This window comes from Pseudomonas sp. DCB_AW, from assembly GCF_026240895.1.
GTDB classification, from domain to species: domain Bacteria; phylum Pseudomonadota; class Gammaproteobacteria; order Pseudomonadales; family Pseudomonadaceae; genus Aquipseudomonas; species Aquipseudomonas kermanshahensis.
In genome coordinates, this window is record NZ_JAPFCE010000125.1 from 1 (window position 1) to 5,824 (window position 5,824).

The 5,824-nt window shown below is 58.9% G+C and carries 2 protein-coding genes; both read left to right on the forward strand.

What is annotated here, in order from left to right; translation table 11 throughout:
• Window positions 1-156: 156 nt before the first annotated feature.
• Window positions 157-2,919, forward strand: a complete 2,763-nt coding sequence (locus OO306_RS27620) for a type VI secretion system Vgr family protein (protein ID WP_265970357.1) — start codon at window positions 157-159, stop codon at window positions 2,917-2,919.
• A partial coding sequence (locus tag OO306_RS27625) for a DUF6531 domain-containing protein (protein WP_265970358.1) occupies window positions 2,916-5,824 on the forward strand: 2,909 nt, incomplete at its 3' end. The genes OO306_RS27620 and OO306_RS27625, both read left to right, overlap by 4 nt.

Below are 5,824 nucleotides of genomic sequence, written 5' to 3' on the forward strand. Positions count from 1 at the left end.
CCGCATTTAGCGAAACTTCCTACAACTCTTTAGGAAGCCATTACGGCGACGAGGAATGGATTCCCCGTTACGGTCTTTGGGTGCACTTATGCCCCGCATTCTACAACGCGTCCGGCCCGATAAACCTGCCCGATGGAATGAACAGCAGGAGCCCGTATGAGCAACTTGAACGATGTGCGCTTCACCTTCAGCACACCCGCCGATGAGGCAATAGCGTTTGATGTGGTGTCGTTCGAACTGACCGAAGGAGTCAGCGAGTTGTACCGCCTGGAAGTCGAACTGGTCAGCTTCGCCGACGACGCCGACTTCGCCACCCTTCTCGACCAACCCTCCGTGCTGACCATCTGGCAGCAGCAGGAAGCCGTGCGCCATGTGCACGGCCTGATCAGCAGTTTCGAACAAGGCAAAACCGGCCACCGCCGCACTCGCTACCGCGCCGTGATCGAGCCGCAACTCGCCCGCGCAAGCCTGCAATCGGATTGGCGCATCTTCCAGCACCGCCCGGTCCCGCAGCTGTTAGCGGAACTGTTCCGCGAGCGCCAATGGGGCACTTTGATCCAGTATGTGGTCAACCCACACCAGAGCCGCGAGTACTGTGTCCAGGCCGGTGACCTGGACCTGAACTTCTTCTGGCGCCTGTCGGCCGAAGAAGGCTTGATCTGCACCTTCGAGCACAGCGAAGCCAACCACGTGGTGATCCAGACGGATCACATCAGCAATTTCGGTAGCCTGGAAGGCGAGCCAGTATTGTATGTCGCCAACCGCGGCGGCATGGAGCAGCAACCCTGCCTGCGCCACTTCGCCTATCGCGAACAGGTACGCACCAGCAAGCATGTCCAGCGCGACTACACCTTCACCCACCCACGCTACAACCATGAGCACACCATGTTCCCTCAGGACATGGGCAATCAAAGCAACGACTACGAACGCTACGACTACCCTGGCCGCTACAAGCACGACAACGCCGGCAAGCCGTTCACCCAGACCAAAGTCAATGCCCTGTTTGGCGATGCTCGCGTGGCCGAAGTCGAAGGCGATGATGCTCGCCTGCAACCGGGCGTCGCCTTCCAGTTGGCCGGCCACGCCCGCGAGGACTTGAACATCCTCTGGCGACCGCTGCGCATCACCCACAAGGGCCGCCAGTTTACGGCACTGGAAGAGGATTCCGCCGAAGCCGAAGTTGGCACGTCCTACACCCTCACTGCGACCTTGATCCCGGCAGTGGTCGAATGGCACGCCCCTGCCCGCCCCAAACCGATAATCGAAGGCCCGCAGATGGCCAAGGTGGTTGGGCCACCCGGTGAGGAAATCTACTGTGACGAGCACGGCCGCGTGCGCGTGCAATTCCCCTGGGACCGCCTCGGCCAGGACGATGAGAAAAGCTCGTGCTGGGTGCGGGTTACCCAAGCCTGGGCCGGCGCCACCTGGGGCCACATGGCCATTCCCCGCATCGGCCAGGAAGTGGTGGTCAGTTTCCTCAACGGCGACCCCGATCAGCCGATGATCACCGGGCGCAGCTACCACATCGTCAACCGCCCGCCGTACCGCCTGCCCGAGTTCAAGGCACTCAGTCCGATCCGCAGCAAGGAGCACCACGGCAAACGCCACAACGAACTGCGCTTGGACGACACCACCGGGCAGATCAGCGCGGCGTTGATGAGTGATCACGATCACTCGGCACTGAACCTTGGTTACCTCACCCATCCTCGTCACTTTGGCGGCAAGCCGCGTGGGCAAGGTTTCGAGCTGCGCACTGATACCCACGGCGTGGTGCGTGCGGGTGGCGGGCTGCTGCTGACAACGGAAACGCGTAGCCGCGCCACCGAGCATCACACCGACTTGGTGGAAACTGCCGAGCGCCTGAAGGTCGCCCAGGAATACCACACCGCCTTTGCCAGTGAAGCCCGCGATCACCTGGCCCAAGACGGCGGCGATCAGGATGAGGTGGGCGAAGCCCTCAAGGCCCAGCACGACGCCATTCGCGGCAGAGGTGGCAACCCTGAAGCCAACCGCTTCCCCGAACTGGCCGATCCGCAACTGGTGATCGCCAGCCCAGCCGGCATCGCGACGACCACACCGCAATCCACCCACATCGCCAGCGGCGAACACCTGGGCCTTAGCACAGGCGGCCACACCAGCATGGCTATTGGCAAGCGCCTGTTGATCAGTGCCAGTCGGGGCGTACGGCAGTTCGTGCAGAGCATGGGCTGGCGACTGATCGCGGCCTCCGGCGACATCGACCTGAAAGCGCTCAAGGACAACATCAACCTGCTGGCCAAGCTCAAGGTCAGCGTCACCGCCGAGCGCATCACCCTCAGCGCCAAGGAGGAATTGGTAATTCAAGCCGGTGGCAGCAGTACGACCTACAACGCGGGCGGAATTCTGCACGCCACGGCTGGGCAGTACACGGCACACGCGACGGACTTCATCTACAAGGCCTCGAAGAGCCAGGCGGCGGCGTTTCCTGAGGATCTCAAATCGGGCAAGGGCAATCTGCAGTTGCTACAGCAGTACGCCAACGCCCTGCCATTCAAGAAAGGCAAGTACGAAGTTGAGGACGCCCTCGGCCAACTTTTCAAAGGCACTCTAGATAGCAATGGTAAAGCCACCGTTGCCAACGTCGCGCCGGGACCAGCCAAGGTGCGATTCCGCGAAGACGACGTTGATGTCTGGCACGACCCTGGTTTCCCTGGCCCCCACGAGCAAATTTCGGGCGAGCTGACATCCCCTCCGTCATCCGACGTCAGTGAACATGCCGCAGCAATTCTGAAGCAATTCACATCAACCCAGTCTCCGGAAAACCTGAAAAGCACACCTCTGCAACTCGCAGCTGATCTTGCTGCAGACGCCGCAAAGTCGACCCTTAAAAGCGCCGGCATACCCGAGACGCTGATCAAACGCTCGGAGAAAGCACGATGACCGTTCCCGCTCGGGCAACTCAACAGGCCACAGGTCCAACGAACACTGCCTCCATCAACGACATCGAAGCAGGCAAGGAGAAGCTGGATCAATGGATCCGAAAAATGACAGGGGGGACCGTCGGCTGGACTGCCGTCAATGCCGCTGGCTCGGTCATCCCTGGCGTAGGCAGCGTTTTTGCGGCGGTTGATGCCATTGGCGATCTGCTGACCCTTATCGATGGAAACCAGAACGATTTTCTTACGTGGGTCAGCTTCGGCATAAACGTCGTTGGACTGGTTTCCTTCCCAGGCGTGGGCCCAGCACGCCTGGCAATTCGCACGACGCTTTCAGCTGTTAAACGCAACGGAACCACTGTGATCTCAGACGCCCTATTGAGTGCATTGGAGAAGAACCTCAATGACAAAACGCGAGGGTCGCTGGAAGCGTTCGCGCAGGCCATACAAAGCCGGCTGAATGAACTGCTGACCAAGATCGCTGCTGAGATCAAGAAAGCATGCTCATCCTTTGCCCAGATGCTGCGAGGCATTGCCAGTGATGAGGGGCAAAAGGGCTTGGCCAAGAAGACCAAGCAAGCATCCATTTTCTTCGGCCCCGCTATAGCTCTCGCCGCTCATTTCACGATCGAAGACAGGCTGCTCTCCAAGAGCGTGTGCCAACAACTACTAAACGCCGCCAGCCTGGCTGATCAGATCGGCCGCAATGCATCGGCCAAGATCCTTGGGATGGCAGACGCTGGCAAAGTCGGAAGCATTGGCTACCTGGTGCTGGAGCTTACCACCGCGCTGAAGAACCGAAAGCGCCGCAGCACAATGGCAGCGACATCACACAGCAACAAACCCAGCCATGCACAGCATATCCAGCCACAGGGCGGTCTTACCACGCGTGGGACCGAGCGCGCCGCAAACAACGACCCCAACTGTCGAAATCTGGCCAGAGCGGGAACTGGCTCCAATATCAGCTTTGCCACGGGCAGTGAATCCTTTACGCACACCGATTTTTCCTTACCTGGGTGCTTTCCAATCGAGTGGGCTCGAACCTATCGCTCCAGTCTGGACGCCTTGGATGATGGCCCATTTGGCGCTAGGTGGATCACGCCCTACTCGATCTTGATCGAAAGCACTGCTGATCGAGGCCTCGCCTACCGTGGTTCGGACGGGCGTAGCCACCATTTCCCCGATCTGAAGATTGGCAAGCACCACTACGATGCCGTCGAAGACCTCCTGCTGATTCGAGCCTCGGAGCGCAGGTTGATAGTCGCACGTGGCCACGACACTCAGGAGCACTTCCACAGACAAGGAAACCTCTATCAGTTGGTCGCGATCAAACAACGCAGCGGCGCACATCTGAGCTTGCATTACGAGCACTCGTCGAACGGAATACCGCTGCTGTCTGACTTGCTCACTTATCAGGACGACCGACAGCAACATCACATCCACCTCGAACATGGCAGCAATGGCTTGATCCGTTCGGTGTGGCAAATGGTCGATGGCATAGCGTCACGCCAACTGGCCGCTTATGAACATGATGATTCAGGTGACCTGATCCTGGCTCGCGACGAGCACGCCACGCCATGGCACTACACCTACCAGCATCATCTGATCACACGCTATACAGACCGGTCAGGCCGAGGATTCAACCTGGAGTGGCAAGGTGAAGGGGCTGACGCAAAAGCGGTTCGTGAATGGGGCGATGATGGCAGCTTCGAGACCCGCCTGGAGTGGGACAACAATATTCGGCTGACCTATGTTACCGACGCGCAAGGGCAGGAAACCTGGCACTACTACGACATTCTAGGCTTCACCTACCGCATCGTTTACCCCGATGGGAATGAAGAATGGTTCTACCGTGACGATGCCAAGAATGTCGTCCAACACATCCATACCGATGGCAGTGCAGAACAGTTCGCCTACGACGATCGCGGCAACTTGTTACAGCATACCCGCGCCGATGGCACCTCCGTCCATTATGCCTATGATGACCTAGGTCAGTGCTTCAAGACACGCGATGCAGAAGGCGGGCTATGGAGGTACGACTACGATCAGCGCGGCAACATCATCGAAACTCAGGATCCCCTGGAGAACAAAACGCTCTACCGCTACAACAGTGACAACCTGCCCATCGCCATCACCGATGCCAACGGCGGTCAGAAGAAGCTGGCCTATAACCGTGACGGACAGCTGACCCGCTACACCGACTGCTCAGGTAAGACCACACAGTGGAAATACGACCCCTTGGGTCAATTGACGAAACTAATCAACGCCGCCGGCGAGGTCACCGAGTACCAATACGAAGCCGGCCAGCTGGTGTTGCTCATCCATCCGGACAGGACCACGGAACGCTTCGAGCGCGATGCAGAAGGCCGCCTGCTCAGCCATAAGGATGCCCTGCATCGCCGGACGGCCTGGACCTACAATGAAGCCGGGTTGATCTACCAACGCCTCAACGCCAACGACACCACCCTCACCTACCATTGGGACAAGCTCGGTCAACTGGTGCGTCTGCGCAACGAGAACAACAGCGAGGCCAGCTTCAAGTATGACCCTGTAGGTCGACTGCTTAAGGAAACCGGCTTCGACAAAGAAACCACCCACTACCTCTACGACAACGGCAGCAACCTGCCCACCCGACGTCTGGATGGCGACAGGACCACCCATTTTGGATACGACCCCATGGGCCGGCTTACCCAGCGCAAAGCCGGACGACGTGGCGGTGAGCAGTGGGAGGTTGAGACCTTTGCCTATGACGGTAATGGCAACCTGCTGTCGGCCAACAACGGCACCTGCAGACTGCAATGGTTCTACGATGCAGCAGGTAACAACACGCGCGAGCATCAGTGGCTGGATTATCTGGTCAAGCCACAGGTGGCCGTGTTCAAGCATGAGTACGATGCGCTTAATCAACG

Coding starts and splice junctions, on each gene's coding strand:
- OO306_RS27620 (WP_265970357.1), top strand. CDS start 157: ATGAGCAACTTGAACGATGTGCGCTTCACCTTCAGCACACCCGCCGAT.